This window comes from Streptomyces sp. NPDC059696, from assembly GCF_042733745.1.
Classification (GTDB): Bacteria; Actinomycetota; Actinomycetes; order Streptomycetales; family Streptomycetaceae; genus Streptomyces.
The window spans coordinates 212,349-226,819 of record NZ_JBHWFG010000009.1; the positions used below are offsets into that span (position 1 = coordinate 212,349).

15 protein-coding genes, 1 tRNA gene, 1 pseudogene and 1 riboswitch are annotated in these 14,471 nt (G+C 69.8%); of the genes and pseudogenes, 7 read left to right on the forward strand and 10 right to left on the reverse strand.

Features of this window, described 5'->3' with window-relative positions; translation table 11 throughout:
- Positions 1-822, reverse strand: a complete 822-nt coding sequence (locus tag ACFV20_RS12860) for an ABC transporter permease (protein WP_385655628.1) — start codon at positions 820-822, stop codon at positions 1-3.
- Entirely contained in the window at positions 815-1,615 is an 801-nt protein-coding gene (locus tag ACFV20_RS12865; protein ID WP_385655726.1) for an ABC transporter permease, read from the reverse strand. The genes ACFV20_RS12860 and ACFV20_RS12865 overlap by 8 nt, the downstream gene beginning before the upstream one ends.
- 479 nt (positions 1,616-2,094) lie before the next feature.
- Between ACFV20_RS12865 and ACFV20_RS12870 the strand changes: the two genes are divergently transcribed.
- Entirely contained in the window at positions 2,095-4,509 is a 2,415-nt protein-coding gene (locus tag ACFV20_RS12870) for a transglycosylase domain-containing protein (protein ID WP_385655630.1), read from the forward strand.
- A gap of 93 nt (positions 4,510-4,602) precedes the next feature.
- Here the strand turns inward: ACFV20_RS12870 and ACFV20_RS12875 are convergent, their stop codons facing one another.
- The 3 genes from ACFV20_RS12875 to ACFV20_RS12885 all read right to left on the reverse strand — a co-directional run bounded on the left by ACFV20_RS12875 (position 4,603) and on the right by ACFV20_RS12885 (position 5,845).
- The gene (locus ACFV20_RS12875) at positions 4,603-4,923 is read right to left on the reverse strand and encodes a multidrug efflux SMR transporter (RefSeq protein WP_031140108.1); all 321 of its coding nucleotides are present in this window, start codon (positions 4,921-4,923) and stop codon (positions 4,603-4,605) included.
- Between the two features lie 34 nt (positions 4,924-4,957).
- A riboswitch (guanidine-III (ykkC-III) riboswitch) is annotated at positions 4,958-5,025 on the reverse strand.
- Between the two features lie 89 nt (positions 5,026-5,114).
- Positions 5,115-5,471, reverse strand: a complete 357-nt coding sequence (locus tag ACFV20_RS12880; RefSeq protein WP_104779699.1) for a co-chaperone GroES — start codon at positions 5,469-5,471, stop codon at positions 5,115-5,117.
- Positions 5,472-5,515: 44 nt separating this feature from the next.
- A complete protein-coding gene (locus ACFV20_RS12885; RefSeq protein WP_385655633.1) occupies positions 5,516-5,845 on the reverse strand; it encodes a DUF3618 domain-containing protein in 330 nt (109 codons plus the stop codon).
- Positions 5,846-5,940: 95 nt separating this feature from the next.
- Between ACFV20_RS12885 and bcp the strand changes: the two genes are divergently transcribed.
- The 3 genes from bcp (at position 5,941) to ACFV20_RS12900 (ending at position 7,565) form a co-directional block, all read left to right on the forward strand.
- A complete protein-coding gene (bcp, locus tag ACFV20_RS12890; protein ID WP_234845646.1) occupies positions 5,941-6,408 on the forward strand; it encodes a thioredoxin-dependent thiol peroxidase in 468 nt (155 codons plus the stop codon).
- 651 nt (positions 6,409-7,059) lie between these two features.
- Positions 7,060-7,479, forward strand: a complete 420-nt coding sequence (locus ACFV20_RS12895; protein ID WP_385655728.1) for an HNH endonuclease — start codon at positions 7,060-7,062, stop codon at positions 7,477-7,479.
- A gap of 7 nt (positions 7,480-7,486) precedes the next feature.
- Positions 7,487-7,565, forward strand: a tRNA-Leu gene (locus ACFV20_RS12900).
- Positions 7,566-7,624: 59 nt separating this feature from the next.
- Here ACFV20_RS12900 and rdgB read toward each other — a convergent pair.
- The 4 genes from rdgB to ACFV20_RS12920 all read right to left on the reverse strand — a co-directional run bounded on the left by rdgB (position 7,625) and on the right by ACFV20_RS12920 (position 9,989).
- Entirely contained in the window at positions 7,625-8,227 is a 603-nt protein-coding gene (rdgB, locus tag ACFV20_RS12905; protein ID WP_385655635.1) for an RdgB/HAM1 family non-canonical purine NTP pyrophosphatase, read from the reverse strand.
- Positions 8,228-8,348: 121 nt separating this feature from the next.
- Positions 8,349-8,747 (reverse strand): hypothetical protein, encoded by a 399-nt coding sequence (locus tag ACFV20_RS12910; protein ID WP_385655637.1) that lies wholly within the window; start codon positions 8,745-8,747, stop codon positions 8,349-8,351.
- 156 nt (positions 8,748-8,903) lie between these two features.
- Positions 8,904-9,641, reverse strand: coding sequence for a ribonuclease PH (gene rph, locus ACFV20_RS12915; protein WP_385655638.1), 738 nt, complete (start codon positions 9,639-9,641; stop codon positions 8,904-8,906).
- Positions 9,642-9,755: 114 nt separating this feature from the next.
- Entirely contained in the window at positions 9,756-9,989 is a 234-nt protein-coding gene (locus tag ACFV20_RS12920) for a glucose PTS transporter subunit EIIB (protein ID WP_221756120.1), read from the reverse strand.
- Positions 9,990-10,162: 173 nt separating this feature from the next.
- Between ACFV20_RS12920 and ACFV20_RS12925 the strand changes: the two are divergent.
- Together ACFV20_RS12925 and ACFV20_RS12930 are read left to right on the forward strand one after the other, a co-directional pair.
- Positions 10,163-11,472: pseudogene (locus tag ACFV20_RS12925) on the forward strand (PTS transporter subunit EIIC).
- Between the two features lie 176 nt (positions 11,473-11,648).
- Positions 11,649-12,911, forward strand: coding sequence for a PTS transporter subunit EIIC (locus tag ACFV20_RS12930; protein ID WP_385655640.1), 1,263 nt, complete (start codon positions 11,649-11,651; stop codon positions 12,909-12,911).
- Between the two features lie 66 nt (positions 12,912-12,977).
- Here ACFV20_RS12930 and ACFV20_RS12935 read toward each other — a convergent pair whose 3' ends face one another.
- A complete protein-coding gene (locus ACFV20_RS12935; RefSeq protein ID WP_385655642.1) occupies positions 12,978-13,730 on the reverse strand; it encodes an MBL fold metallo-hydrolase in 753 nt (250 codons plus the stop codon).
- Between the two features lie 213 nt (positions 13,731-13,943).
- Between ACFV20_RS12935 and ACFV20_RS12940 the strand changes: the two genes are divergently transcribed.
- Positions 13,944-14,393 carry a type II toxin-antitoxin system PemK/MazF family toxin gene (locus tag ACFV20_RS12940; protein WP_385655644.1) on the forward strand — a complete coding sequence of 150 codons (450 nt, stop codon included), beginning with the start codon at positions 13,944-13,946 and terminating at the stop codon, positions 14,391-14,393.
- Positions 14,394-14,471 lie beyond the last annotated feature (78 nt).

The following is a 14,471-nucleotide window of genomic DNA, read 5'->3' on the forward strand; positions in this document are numbered from 1 at the left end:
TCAACTCCCTGTACTCCGGTACGAACGGAGCCCCGTCCGCCACGCCAGCCCGGCCAGGACACAGCACCCCACCGCCACCAGCGGCGAGACGAACGCCGTCCACCCGGGCAGCCCGACCGGATACGGCCGCCCCAGCACGTGGGCGGCGGGCACCCAGTTGACGAAGGCCAGCGGCAGCACGAAGGTCACGCCCCGCACCAGCTCCTTGCCGAACACCGTCGGCGGATACTGCAACAGCGTCGTCCCGCCGTACGTGAACGCGTTCTGCACCTCGGCGGCGTCCTGCGCGTAGATCTGGAACGCCGCGCCCGCCACGAACACCGCCGAGAAGATCGCCGCGCCGCTGACCACCGTCACCGGCACCAGCAGCACCCTGGACACGCTCCAGTCGACGTCCACCGACACCAGCGCCCAGCCCAGCACCACCGCACCCTGCGTGATCCGGCCCAGCCGCCGCAGCGCGAACCGGTCGGCCCCGACCTGCGCCAGCACCGGCCACGGCCGCACCAGCAGCGTGTCGAACGAACCGTCACGCATCCGGGCGCCCAGCACGTCCATCGAGCCGAGCAGCAGATCGGCGATCCCGAACGACGTCACCGACAGCCCGTACAGGAACGCCACCTCCGGCAGCGACCAGCCGCCCAGCGAGTCCACCTGCGAGAACATCAGCAGGATCCCCACGAAGTCCAGACCGGTCACCGTCAGGTTCCCGCACACCGTGACCACGAACGAGGTGCGGTAGGCCATGCTGGAGCGCACCCACATCCCGGCGATCAGCCGGTAGGCCCGCAGGCCCTCCCGCAGGACACCCGGCTCAGCCACCCTGCACCACCACCCGCCGTGTCGCGGCCGACTGCAGCAGCCGCCCCGCCGCCAGCAGCGCCACCGCCCACCCCGCCTGGAAGGCGAACGCCCGCAGCGGATCCGTCTCCCCCATCAGCACATCCGCCGGCATCTGGATCTGCGCCGCCCACGGCAGCACCCGCACCACCTCGCCGAGCAGCCCCGGGAAGGCGTTCAGCGGCAGCACCATGCCCGAGAAGAAGATCCCCGTGATCACCAGCACCTGGTTGACGCCCGCGCCGTCCAGCAGCCAGAACACGCTCAGCGCCGCCAGATAGCGCAGCGCGAAGCTCACCACCGCCGCCAGCAGCAGCGTCACCGCGAACGCCGCCCACGGCGTCACCGCAGTCGGCAGCGCCATCGGGAAGAAGAGCGCACCGAACAGGAACGGGACCACGCCCCGCCCCAGTACCTGGAACAACGCCCGCCCCAGGTCCCCCGCCAGCCACCACAGTTGAAGGTCGGCCGGCCGGTACAGGTCGACGGCGATCTCCCCGGTGCGGATGCGCTGCATCAGGTCCTTCTCCGCGCCCCCGCCCTGGATCGCCAGCGTCGCGTAGAGGCACTGCCCCAGCCAGACGTACGTCACCGCCTGCGCCTGGTCGTACCCCCCGAGCTGCGGCCTCTGGTCCCACAGAGCCATATAGGTGGAGACGAGGATGACGCCGAAGACCGTATTGGTGAACACCCCGGCCACCGTGGCCGCCCGATACGTCGCGTACCGCCTGAACCCGCCCGCCGCGACGGCCGCGTACAACCGCCCCGAGCCCACGTCCACAGCCCTCCTCGCCGCCCGGCACCGAAGCGCAGGATCCTAGTGCTCCGACGAACGGGCGTGCCACGCAATTTCGGGGAGCGGCGAGGGCGCCGCGGTGCGGGCGCGCACCGGCCCAGACGGTACGATCCGTTGCGTCCGCGTGGGCCGAGGCGCCCGTGGCCAGGGCGAGCAACGGGACGGCGGTGCCGGCCGGGCGGAGCGTACGAGCCGTCGCGATCCACGGTCGTAGCCCCCTTTCGGGCGAATGTCGCGCAGGGCGAGATCACGATTCGTGCAGACGTGCGCACCAGCACGTTTCACCCGGGCCCGCCCGCGCACCCGCCCGCACACGACCCGCCTCACCACACGGCCCACAGCCCGGCCCTCGATCAGGGAACTGATCAACGGATGGGACAGTCTTCATCACAGGGGCGCAAGAGCGAGCAGAGACGTACGGAACGACGTACGACGCGAAACAGGAGTCCGTGCACGACATGAGTGACGAGCCTCAGCCGCAGCAGCCGAATCCGGGCTGGGCATCGAGAGAGCCGCAGGCGGACGCCGACGGCGACCCGGGCACACCCGCGGCCACGGCCACGGCGGCCGGGAAACCGAAGCGGACCGGCTGGCGCCGGATCATCCCGACCTGGCGCATGACGCTCGGCGGCTTCATCATCGTCGTACTGCTCCTGGCCGGCGGCTTCTTCCTGGGCTACTCGCTCGTGAAGATCCCGCCCGCCAACGCGCTCGCCACCAAGCAGGCCAACGTCTACCTCTACGCGGACGGTTCCGTGATCGCCCGCGACGGCGAGGTCAACCGGGAGAACGTCACCCTCCCGCAGATCAGCAAGGACGCCCAGCACGCGATCCTGGCCGCCGAGGACCGCGACTTCTACACCGAGTCCGCCGTCGACCCCAAGGCCATGGTCCGCGCCGCCTGGAACACCGCCCTCGGCAAGGGCAAGCAGTCCGGCTCCACGATCACCCAGCAGTACGTGAAGAACTACTACCTGCGCCAGGAACAGACCGTCACGCGCAAGGCCAAGGAGTTCTTCATCGCGATCAAGCTGGACCGCGAGGTCAGCAAGGACCACATCCTCGAGGGCTACCTCAACACCAGCTACTTCGGCCGCAACGCCTACGGCATCCAGGCCGCCGCCCAGGCCTACTACGGCATGGACGCCAAGGAACTCGACCCGGCCCGCGCCGCCTACCTCGCCGCGCTCGTCAACGCACCCAGCCAGTACGACGTCGTCGCCCACCCCGAGAACCGCAGGGCCGCCGAGGCCCGCTGGAACTACGTCCTGGACGGCATGGTCACCAAGGGCTGGCTCAGCGAGTCGGAGCGCGCCGGCATGAAGTTCCCCGTGCCGAAGGAGTCCACCCTCTCCACCGGCATGTCCGGCCAGCGCGGCTACATCGTCCGGATCGTCAAGGACTACCTCGTCCAGAACAAGATCATCGACGAGGGCAAGCTCGACGCGGGCGGCTACCGCATCACGACGACCCTGCAGAAGAGCAGGCAGGACGCGTTCGTGAAGGCCGTCAACGACAAGCTGATGTCCAAGCTCGACAAGAAGAACCGCAAGGTCGACACCTACGTCCGCGCCGGCGGCGCCTCCGTCGACCCCAAGACCGGCAAGGTCGTGGCGATGTACAACGGCGTCGACTACGTCAAGCAGTACACCCCCAACGCCACCCGCAGGGACTTCCAGGTCGGTTCCACCTTCAAGCCGTTCGTGTTCACCGCCGCCGTCGAGAACCACTCCGAGACGCAGGACGGCCGCGTCATCACCCCGAACACCCTCTACGACGGCACCAACAAGCGCCCCGTCCAGGGCTGGGCCGGCGACCCCTACGCCCCCGAGAACGAGGACCAGCGCTCCTACGGCGACATCACCGTCACCGAGGCCACCGACAGCTCCGTGAACTCGGTGTACGCCCAGATGGCCGCCGACATCGGCCCCGCCAAGGTCAAGCAGACCGCCATCGACCTCGGCGTCCCCGAGACCACCCCCGACCTCGCCGACGGCCCCGCCATCGCGCTCGGCACCGCCACCGCCAGCGTCCTCGACATGGCCGAGGCCTACGCCACCCTCGCCAACCACGGCCGGCACGGCACCTACACGATCGTCGAGAAGGTCACCAAGGGGGGCACGCCGATCGACCTGCCCGAGCGGCGCACCCGGCAGGCCGTCAGCCGCGAGGCCGCCGACACCACCACCTCCATGCTGAAGAGCGTCGTCCAGAACGGCACCGCCTCCGCCGCGCAGGCCGCCGGCCGCCCCGTCGCCGGCAAGACCGGCACCGCCGAGGAGGACACGGCGGCCTGGTTCGCGGGCTACACCCCCGACCTCGCCACCGTCGTCTCCGTCATGGGCCAGGACCCGGTCACCGCCGCCCACAAGTCGCTGTACCGCGCCATGGGCCTGCCCCGCATCAACGGCGGCGGCGCACCCGCCGAGATCTGGACGCAGTACACCCAGGCCGCCCTCAAGGGCAAGCCGGCCAAGGAGTTCGACCTCAGGCTCCAGCCCGGCGCCGACGTCTCGCAGGCCCCCAGCAGCGACGCCCCGGCCGACCCGAGCGCCGGCGCCACCACCGACGGCGGCACGACCACCGGCGGCGAGGAGACCGGCACCCAGACGCCCGAGCAGAGCCCCAGCGCCCCCGAGGGGCAGACCGAGGGCCAGACCGACGGCGGCACCACCGACGGTGGCACCGGCGGCGAGTCCCCCACGGGCGGCGGCACCGCGGACGGCGGCACGACGGACGGCGGCACCACCGACGGCGGCGCGGCGGACGGCGGTACGACGGAGGGCGGCGGCGACGCGAGCGACGGCGGCGCCACCGGCGGCCCGACCGGCCCCGGCTGGGGCGTGGTCCCCCAGGGCGCCCGCCGCGAATAGCGCACCCACGCCACTACGGCCCTCAGTGCCCGCTGGTCGCCTTCAGCCCCACCACGGCCCAGCGGCCGCCGGTCGGCACGGCACGATGACGGCTCAGTGCCCGCTGGTCGCCTTCAGCCCCACCACGGCGACCAGCAGCAGGCACACGAAGAAGATCCGGGCGGCGGTCGCCGGCTCACCCAGCACCGCCATGCCGAACACCGCCGCCCCGGCCGCACCGATCCCCACCCACACGCCGTAGGCGGTACCGATGGGCAGGGTCTTGGCCGCCTGCGACAGCAGCAGCATGCTCGCGACGATGCCCGCGCCCGTGAGCACACTGGGCAGCGGACGCGTGAACCCGTCGGTGTACTTCATGCCGACGGACCACCCCACCTCGAGCAGACCGGCGACGACGAGCAGAACCCAGGCCATGACGGGCACCTCCGGGAAACGGGCTGACGGTGTCGGTGCGTCGTCTTTGCCTTGATCCCGGTACGGCGCGTCTCGTCGGGGGTGCCTCCAACGTAGCAAAGCTCATGACGAAAGGGGCCGGTGACAACCGTCACCGGCCCCTTCGTCATGGGTTCTGGAGGTACCTCCTCGCGGGCCCTGCAGCGCGGGCCCTACAGGTACAGACCCGTCGAGTCCTCGGCGCCCTCGAACCGGTCCGCGGCCACCGCGTGCAGATCGCGCTCGCGCATCAGCACGTACGCGATCCCCCGCACCTCGACCTCGGCACGGTCCTCCGGGTCGAACAGCACCCGGTCGCCCGCCTCCACCGTCCGCACGTTCTGCCCCACCGCGACGACCTCGGCCCACGCCAGACGCCGGCCCACCGCCGCCGTGGCGGGAATCAGGATGCCGCCGCCGGAACGCCGCTCGCCCTCACTGGTGTCCTGCCGCACGAGTACGCGGTCGTGCAGCATCCGGATGGGCAGCTTGTCCGGGTGGGTGCTCTGCTCGTTTCTCTTGGCGCTCACGCCCTGAAACCTACCTGTCTTCCCCGGATCCGTACGCAGTCGGGTCAGCCCTTGCGCCGCCGCGTGCTGAACGCGAGCAGCCCTACCACCCCGACGACGACGAGAGCGACCGGCACGACCCGCTCCAGCCGCGGCGCGCCCTCCTCGTCCACGAACCGGGACCGCACATCGGTGACGGCCCGGTTCACCCCCACGTAGGCACGCCCCAGGGTGTGGTCGATGTTGGAAGCGACCTTGGCCTTGGCATCCCCGACGATCGTCTTCGGGTGCACGCGCACCCCGATCTCGTCGAGGGTCTCGGCCAGGGTCGCGCGGCGGCGCCTGATGTCCGCCTCGATCTGCGCCGGGGTCCTGGTGTCCGCCGTGTCCGCCACCGTGTCGCCTCCGAAGTCGGTGTGAAGCCTGTGCTGGACAGTCTGTCAGCTCCACGGCTCATAGCACTGCCTCGACCCCCGGTTAGGCTGGTCCGATGAGCGAGCGACTCCAGCCGGGGGACGTGGCCCCCGCCTTCACCCTGCCCGACGCCGACGGCACCGAGGTGTCCCTGGCGGACCACAAGGGCCGCAAGGTCATCGTGTACTTCTACCCGGCCGCCCTCACCCCCGGGTGCACCAAGCAGGCCTGCGACTTCACGGACAACCTGGAGCTGCTGGCGGGCGCGGGCTACGACGTCATCGGCATCTCCCCCGACAAGCCGGAGAAGCTGGCCAAGTTCCGCGAGAAGGAGTCCCTGAAGGTCACCCTGCTGGCCGACCCGGACAAGCAGGTCCTGGAGTCCTACGGCGCCTTCGGCGAGAAGAAGCTGTACGGCAAGACGGTCGTCGGCGTCATCCGCTCCACGATCGTCGTGGACGAGGAGGGCAAGGTCGAACGCGCCCTGTACAACGTCAAGGCGACCGGTCACGTCGCCAAGATCATCAAGGACCTGGGGGTCTGAGACCCCACGGATCGCGTCGCGAGCGGCTCGTACCGGTGACCCCGGTACGAGCCGCTCCGCATTCCCCCCGCATGCCGTGCGTGACGGTCCGATAAACGGTTCGTTACTCCGTACGAGACCACGAACGGGTGGTCGGGGACGGAGGGGCGTTTCATGGGGGTCAGGTACACCCGCGAGCTACTGGAAGAAGCAGCCCGGGTGACAACAAACTGGGACGACGCCGTTCGGTGGTGCGGAGGCACACCCACGCCCGGCAGCAGACGCTATCTGCGGCAGAAGATGTCCGAAGCGGGCGTGGATGTCTCACACTTCCCGGCGCGGTGGGCGCGGCACACCGAGGAAAGACTCCGAGAGGCGGCGGCGGCGTCGACCAGCATCAAGGAAGTGCTTCACTTCCTCGACGTCAGCCCTGTCGGAGGTAATTACGCGCATATCAGCCGCCGCATCACCACACTGGGCATCGACACATCTCACTTCGAGACATCCGCACCAGGGTCGAGACGCTCTCGCGGTGACCTCCTCAGCCTCGGCACACCTGAAGCCGGCAGAATCCCAGGAAGTCGACTGCTTCGGCATCTGCTGCGCCTCGGGGTCCCGCAAGAAATCACCCGAGCCGTCGCCGCATCACACAGCTTGGCAGGGGTGATGCGCATGCTCGGTCTCTCCCCCGTCGGCGGTTCCGGGAGAGCGCGGGTCCGACACAGCATCGAGTCCTACGGCCTGTCGACCGCCCATTTCACAGGGCAAGCTCATCTCCGTGGCACGGCGTCCCCACATCGCAAATCCGCGACCCAGGTCCTGGTGAAGCTTGCTCCCGGCTCCCCACGCACCAGGACAATCCTTCTCAGGCGGGCACTCGACGACCTCGGCGTGCCCCACGTGTGCAACGAGTGCGGTACCGGTGCGAGCTGGCAGGGCAGAAGACTCGTCCTGGAAGTCGATCACATCAACGGCGATCGGCTTGATAACCGGATCGGGAACCTGCGGTACCTCTGCCCCTCCTGTCACAGTCAGACGAAGACCCACTCCCGACCTCGCCGCACCGCCACCGCTTGCGGCCCAGTACAGTAACCGCGACGGGTCCGTACCCCAGCTGGCCAAGAGGGCGCCGGTTTAGGTCCGGTGTGTCGTGGGTTCGAGTCCCACCGGGCCCACCAGCCACAGGGGCGCAACACCATCATGGTGTTGCGCCCCTCGGCGTAAGTGGGCCGGCCCCTCAGCCCAACAGCTCCCGCACCACCGGCACCAACCCCCGGAACGCCTTCCCCCGGTGGCTGATCGCGTTCTTCTCCTGGGGGGTCAACTCCGCGCAGGTCCGCGTCTCACCATCCGGCTGGAGGATCGGGTCGTAGCCGAAGCCGCCCGTGCCCGTCGGTTCGTGGCGGAGGATGCCGGGGAGCCGGCCCTCCACCACCCGTTCCGTGCCGTCCGGCAGAGCCAGGGCCGCCGCGCAGGCGAAGTAGGCTCCGCGGTGTTCCTCGGCGATGTCCGACAGCTGGGCGAGGAGGAGGTCCAGGTTGGCCTTGTCGTCGCCGTGGCGGCCGGACCAGCGGGCGGAGAAGATGCCGGGCGCGCCGCCCAGGACGTCGACGCAGAGGCCCGAGTCGTCGGCGACGGCGGGGAGTCCCGTGGCCCGGGCCAGCGCGTGGGCCTTGAGGAGGGCGTTCTCGGCGAACGTCACGCCCGTTTCCTTGACGTCGGGGATCTCCGGGTAGGCGTCGGCGCCGACGAGTTCGTGGGGCAGCCCGGCTTCGGCGAGGATCGTGCGAAGTTCGGTGATCTTCCCGGCGTTACGGGTGGCGAGGATCAGGCGACTCATGGCCCCAAGGGTATGGGGCCCCGTCAGGGGCCCGGGAACTGCGCGAGCGACCACGACGGACCGGCAGCCATCCGACGACAGAAACCCGGCACACGAGAAGCCCGGCCCCGCCGGCGCAGCGTTACGGCGTGCAGACCTTCGTCAGTTCGCCCGCCGCGTCCGTCACCGGGCTGATGTCGGGCGTCTCGTCGCCGTTCTTGATCGACGTGCGGACGTTGTCGACGGCCTTGTTCAGGTCGTCCACGGCCTTGCCGACATCCGCGTTGTCGGTCTTGTCACCGATCTCGACGAGGTTCTGGTCGATGGAGTCGAGGGACTCGTCGAGCTGCGTCGGGTCGTTCGAGGCGCTGTCGACCGCCTGCTGGAGTTCCGTGACGCTGTCGGCGATGGCGTCGGCGGTCTGGACGCAGTCCAGCGCCTTGTCGACGGCGGCGCAGCCGGTGGTGAGTCCGGCGGTCAGTGCGACGGCCGCCAGGGTGGCGGCGACGGCTGCGGTGCGGCGTCGGCGGCTCGCGGCCATGGAGCGGTCCCTCTCGTTCGGTCGGGCCGGTCGGGCCCGCGCGGCTGGCCGGGCGCACAGGGATGAGCCGTGCGCCCGTACTCCTTCAGACGCGCGTGTGCTCGGTGCGGTTGCCCGCGCCGGGCACCGTTCTTGGTGTGCGCTTTACTTTCGGGGTCACTTCTCGAGGAGCTTGTCGAGTGCGGCGCGCTGGTGGGCGGCGAGTTCGTCGCAGCCGGTGACGGCGAGGTCGAGGAGGGCGTTGAGTTCGTCGCGGGCGAAGGGTTCGGCTTCGGCGGTGCCCTGGACCTCGACGAAGCGGCCGTCTCCGGTGCAGACGACGTTCATGTCGGTGTCGGCCTTGACGTCTTCCTCGTAGCAGAGGTCGAGGAGGGGGACGCCGCCGACGATGCCGACGGAGACGGCGGAGACGGTGCCGGTGAGGGGCTTGCGGCCGGCCTTGACGAGTTTCCTGCGCTGGGCCCAGGCGACGGCGTCGGCCAGCGCCACGTACGCGCCGGTGATGGCGGCGGTGCGGGTGCCGCCGTCGGCCTGGAGGACGTCGCAGTCGAGGACGATGGTGTTCTCGCCGAGGGCCTTGTAGTCGATGACGGCGCGCAGGGAGCGGCCGATGAGGCGGCTGATCTCGTGGGTGCGGCCGCCGATCTTGCCGCGGACGGATTCGCGGTCGCCGCGGGTGTTGGTGGCGCGGGGGAGCATGGAGTATTCGGCGGTGACCCAGCCTTCGCCGCTGCCCTTGCGCCAGCGGGGGACGCCTTCGGTGACGGAGGCGGTGCAGAAGACCTTGGTGTCGCCGAAGGAGACGAGGACGGAGCCTTCGGCGTGCTTGCTCCAGCCGCGCTCGATGGTGATGGGGCGGAGCTGCTGGGGGGTGCGGCCGTCGATTCGAGACATGCGGCTGAGCCTATCCGTACGTGCGGAAGGGGCCCCTCCCGGTGGGGAGGGGCCGTGCGCGCAGGTGACCTCGGGGGTCTGTCAGGGGGTGAAGCCCGGGATGATCCCGGTCCTTCACATCATGTCTTCGATGTCCGCCGCGATGGGGTCGGCGTCGGTGCCGATGACGACCTGGATGGCGGTGCCCATCTTGACGACGCCGTGGGCTCCGGCGGCCTTCAGGGCGGCTTCGTCGACCTTGGCGGGGTCCACGACCTCGGTGCGCAGGCGGGTGATGCAGCCTTCGACTTCTTCGATGTTGTCGATGCCGCCGAGCCCGGCAACGATCTTCTCAGCCTTGGTGGCCATGTTCGTTCTCCCTGATCCGAACCGCTTTGTCGCAGTAACCCACAGTTGGCCCCTCTTCGCGAGCGGCTCTGTCGTGTGTGCCGAAGGATGGCGTCACGTTCGTGCGACCGTCGAACGACTGGTCTACACCACAAGCCTGCCTCTCGACAAAGTCTCTGGCGAAAGGGGTCGGGATGAGTGCCGACAGTCCCGCCGGTGCCGCGCCGGCCGTGAGCCCCGGGCGGGCTCGCCTGCACCGGTTGTTCCAGGGGTTGCAGAAGATGGGCCGCAGTTTGCAGTTGCCGATCGCGGTGCTGCCGGCGGCGGGGATCCTGACCCGGGGCAGCCGGACGTGTTCGGGGACGACGGGCTGGGGTGGACGAACGTCTCGAAGGTGATGGTGGGGGCGGGGGGTGCGCTGCTGGACAGCGCGCTGGGGTTGCCGCTGCTGTTCTGTGTGGGCGTGGCGATCGGGATGGCGAGGAAGGCGGACGGTTCGACGGCGCTGGCGGCGGTGGCGGGGTTCCTCGTGTACTTCTCGGTGCTGCGGCAGTTTCCGGAGGATTGTCCCGAGGGGTCGGTGGCGGTGCCGAACGTCGGGTGTCAGGTGACCGACGGGGACCGGGAGGTGACGGCGTTCGCGTTCCAGAATCCGGGGGTGTTCGGCGGGATCGTGATGGGGCTGCTGGCGGCGTTCTTCTGGGCGCGGTTCCACCGGACGCGGCTGGTGGACTGGCTGGGGTTCTTCAACGGGCGGCGGCTGGTGCCGATCATCATGGCGTTCGTCGCGATCGCGTTCGCGGCGCTGTGTCTGTGGGTGTGGCCGCCGATCGGTGACGCGCTGGAGAGCTTCAGCGACTGGATGGACGGTCTGGGCGCGTGGGGCGCGGGTGTGTTCGGGGTGGCGAACCGGGCGTTGCTGGTGGTGGGGCTGCACCAGTTCCTGAACGTGCCCGTCTGGTTCCAGTTCGGTTCGTTCACGAAGCCGGACGGGACGGTGGTGCACGGTGACATCAACATGTTCCTGGCGGGCGATCCGGACGCGGGGCAGTTCACGTCGGGGTTCTTCCCGATCATGATGTTCGCGTTGCCGGCGGCGGCGCTGGCGATCACGCACTGTGCGCGGCCGGCGCGGCGCAAGGAGGTCGGGGGGCTGATGCTGTCGGTGGCGCTGACGTCGTTCGTCACGGGCATCACGGAGCCGATCGAGTACTCGTTCCTGTTCGTGGCGCCGGTGCTGTACGGGGTGCACGCGCTGTTGACGGGGGTGTCGATGGCGGTGACGTGGGGGCTGGGGGTGCATGACGGGTTCAGCTTCTCGGCGGGGCTGATCGACTACGTCATCAACTGGAATCTGGCCACGCGGCCGTGGCTGATCGTTCCGATCGGGCTGGGGTTCGCGCTCCTCTATTACGTGATCTTCCGGTTCGCGATCAGCAGGTTCGATCTGCGGACTCCGGGGCGGGAGCCCGAGGAGGACGTGGAGGACAGCGCGAGGGCGTGATCGTCTGCGGCGAGCGGAATTGGCGGGTTCCACTCGTTCGGCCCAGCGTGCTACAACTGGTCTACACCACTCAGTGGTGGAGGTCGCGCGGTGGTCACCGCGTTCCCCTTTCTTTGAGACGCCGCCGTCCCCTTCGCATGCTTCCTGGGCGGCGCCGTGCCCCCTGGAGGAAGTTCATGTCCACAGACACAGCCGCGCCCGCGAGCCCGAGCAAGGGCTCGGCCGTGATGGCCGTGATGCAGCGCATCGGCCGCAGCCTGATGCTGCCGGTCGCCGTGCTCCCCGCCGCCGCCCTGCTGGTCCGCCTCGGCAACACCGACATGCTCGGACGCGAGTCGTTCCCCGCCTTCATCACCAAGATCGCCGGTTTCATGGCGGCGGGCGGCAACGCGATCCTCGACAACATGGCGCTGCTGTTCGCCGTGGGCATCGCGATCGGCTTCGCCAAGAAGTCGGACGGCTCCACGGCCCTGGCCGCCGTGGTGGGTTACCTGGTCTTCAAGAACGTGCTGGCCACGTTCACCGACAAGAACCTGCCGAAGGTCGCCACGGTCGTCGACGGCAAGGTCGTCATGGTCGACGCCCCCGTGGACGCCAAGGTCCTCGGCGGTGTGGTCATGGGCATCGTGGTGGCGCTGCTCTACCAGAAGTTCTACCGGACCAAGCTGCCGGACTGGGCGGGCTTCTTCGGCGGCCGTCGCCTGGTGCCGATCCTGTCGGCCTTCGCGGGCCTGGTCATCGGCATCGTCTTCGGTTACATCTGGCCGGTCCTCGGCACGGCGCTGCACAACTTCGGCGAGTGGCTGGTCGGCTCCGGGGCGGTCGGCGCGGGCATCTTCGGTGTCGCCAACCGTGCGCTGATCCCGATCGGCATGCACCACCTGCTGAACTCCTTCCCGTGGTTCCAGGCCGGCACCTACGAGGGCAAGAGCGGTGACATCGCCCGGTTCCTCGCCGGCGACCCGACCGCCGGGCAGTTCATGACCGGCTTCTTCCCGATCATGATGTTCGCCCTGCCGGCCGCCTGCCTCGCGATCGTGCACTGCGCCCGGCCCGAGCGCCGCAAGGTCGTCGGCGGCATGATGTTCTCCCTGGCGCTGACCTCGTTCGTCACGGGCGTCACCGAGCCGATCGAGTTCACCTTCATGTTCATCGCGCCGGTGCTGTACGCGATCCACGCGGTGCTGACCGGTGTGTCGATGGCGCTGACGTGGGCGCTGGGGATGAAGGACGGCTTCGGCTTCTCGGCCGGCGCGGTGGACTTCGGTCTGAACCTCGGCATCGCGACCAACCCGTGGGGCCTGGCCCTGGTGGGTCTGTGCTTCGCGGCGGTCTACTACGTGGTCTTCCGCTTCGCGATCACCAAGTTCAACCTGCCGACGCCGGGCCGCGAGTCCGACGAGGAGCTCGCCGAGCTGCAGAAGGCGGAGGCGAAGTAGCCCGCTGACGGCTGAAGGCCCCGGAACCCGTGCGGGTTCCGGGGCCTTCGGCATGAGGTCGAACGTTCAGACCTCGTACGTCTGCCCGGGCGCGGCGAGGCTCACCGGGCCGTCGTACACCTCGCGGGCGTCGACCAGGTTGACCTGGGGGTCCGTCCACGGCGGGATGTGGGTGAGGACCAGGCGGCGGGCACCGGCCCGGGCCGCCGTCTCACCCGCCTCGCGGCCGTTGAGATGCAGGTCGGGGATGCTCTCCTTGCCGTGCGTGAAGGCCGCCTCGCACAGGAACAGGTCGGCGTCCCGGGCCAGTTCGTCGAGCGCGGGGCTCACACCGGTGTCGCCGGAGTACGTCAGTGTCCGGCCGCCGTGCTCGATCCGGATGCCGTACGCCTCCACGGGGTGGGCCACCCGCTCGGTGTGCACCGTGAAGGGGCCGAGTTCGAACGTGGACGGCTTGACCGTGTGGAAGTCGAAGACCTCGCTCATGGAGGAGGCGGAGGGGGTGTCCGCGTAGGCGGTGGTCAGCCGGTGTTCCGTGCCTTCGGGGCCGAAGACGGGCATCGGAGCGCAGCGGCCGCCGTCGTGGCGGTAGTAGCGCGCGACGAAATAGACGCACATGTCGATGCAGTGGTCGGCGTGCAGATGGCTGAGGAAGATCGCGTCGAGGTCGTAGAGACCGCAGTGGCGCTGCAGCTCGCCCAGGGCACCGTTGCCCATGTCGAGAAGCAGCCGGAAGCCGTCGGCCTCGACGAGGTAGCTCGAACAGGCCGATTCCGCGGACGGGAACGACCCCGAGCAGCCGACGACGGTGAGCTTCATGAAGCAGAAACCTCCGCTGGCGGGATAAGTCTGAGAGGGGCGTCGGGGGTCGTGCGGTCCGTCGAGCGTAAGGCGCAAAACCTCCGGTAGCTCCTCCGCCAAGGCCTGTTGTGGGCGAACTCACCTGTGGTGTCACCGGTTCGGCTGGCAGGGCCGGGAGGTGATCCGCGTGAGGGGGGCGCGTGGCAGGGGTGGCGCCGGTAACGTCTCAGTATGGACACGTCCTGGTGGCTGGCGCTCGCCGCGGTGGTGCTGCTCGCGCTCATCGCCACGCTCGTCGACGGCTGGGGCCGGGGGCGCCGGCCGTCGGCCCGGCGGCTGCGGAGCGCGGCACCGGCCGCGACGTTGGAGGCCCGGCCGCAGCCGGCGGAGATCTGGTGGGCCGACGTGCCCTACGAGGACGAGGACCGTACGAAGGACCGGCCCTGTCTGGTGCTGGCGGTGCGCGGGGAGCGGGCGACGGTCGCGAAGATCACCACACGGTTCCGTGACGAGCGCAGCGGGGTGATCCCGCTGCCGCCGGGTTCGGTCGGTGACGCCCGGGGCCGCGCGAGTTTCCTGGAGACGGACGAGTTGCGGGAGGTCCCGGTGTGGGGCTTCCGGCGGCGGGTCGGCGTGGTGGATCCGACGCTGTGGGACCGGGTGCGGTACCTGGCGGGGTGAGCAGGCGCGAAGGGCCGACGCATTGGCCGCACGCGAAGGGCCGACGCATTGGCCCCGCGCGAAGGACCGAAGTCCTGG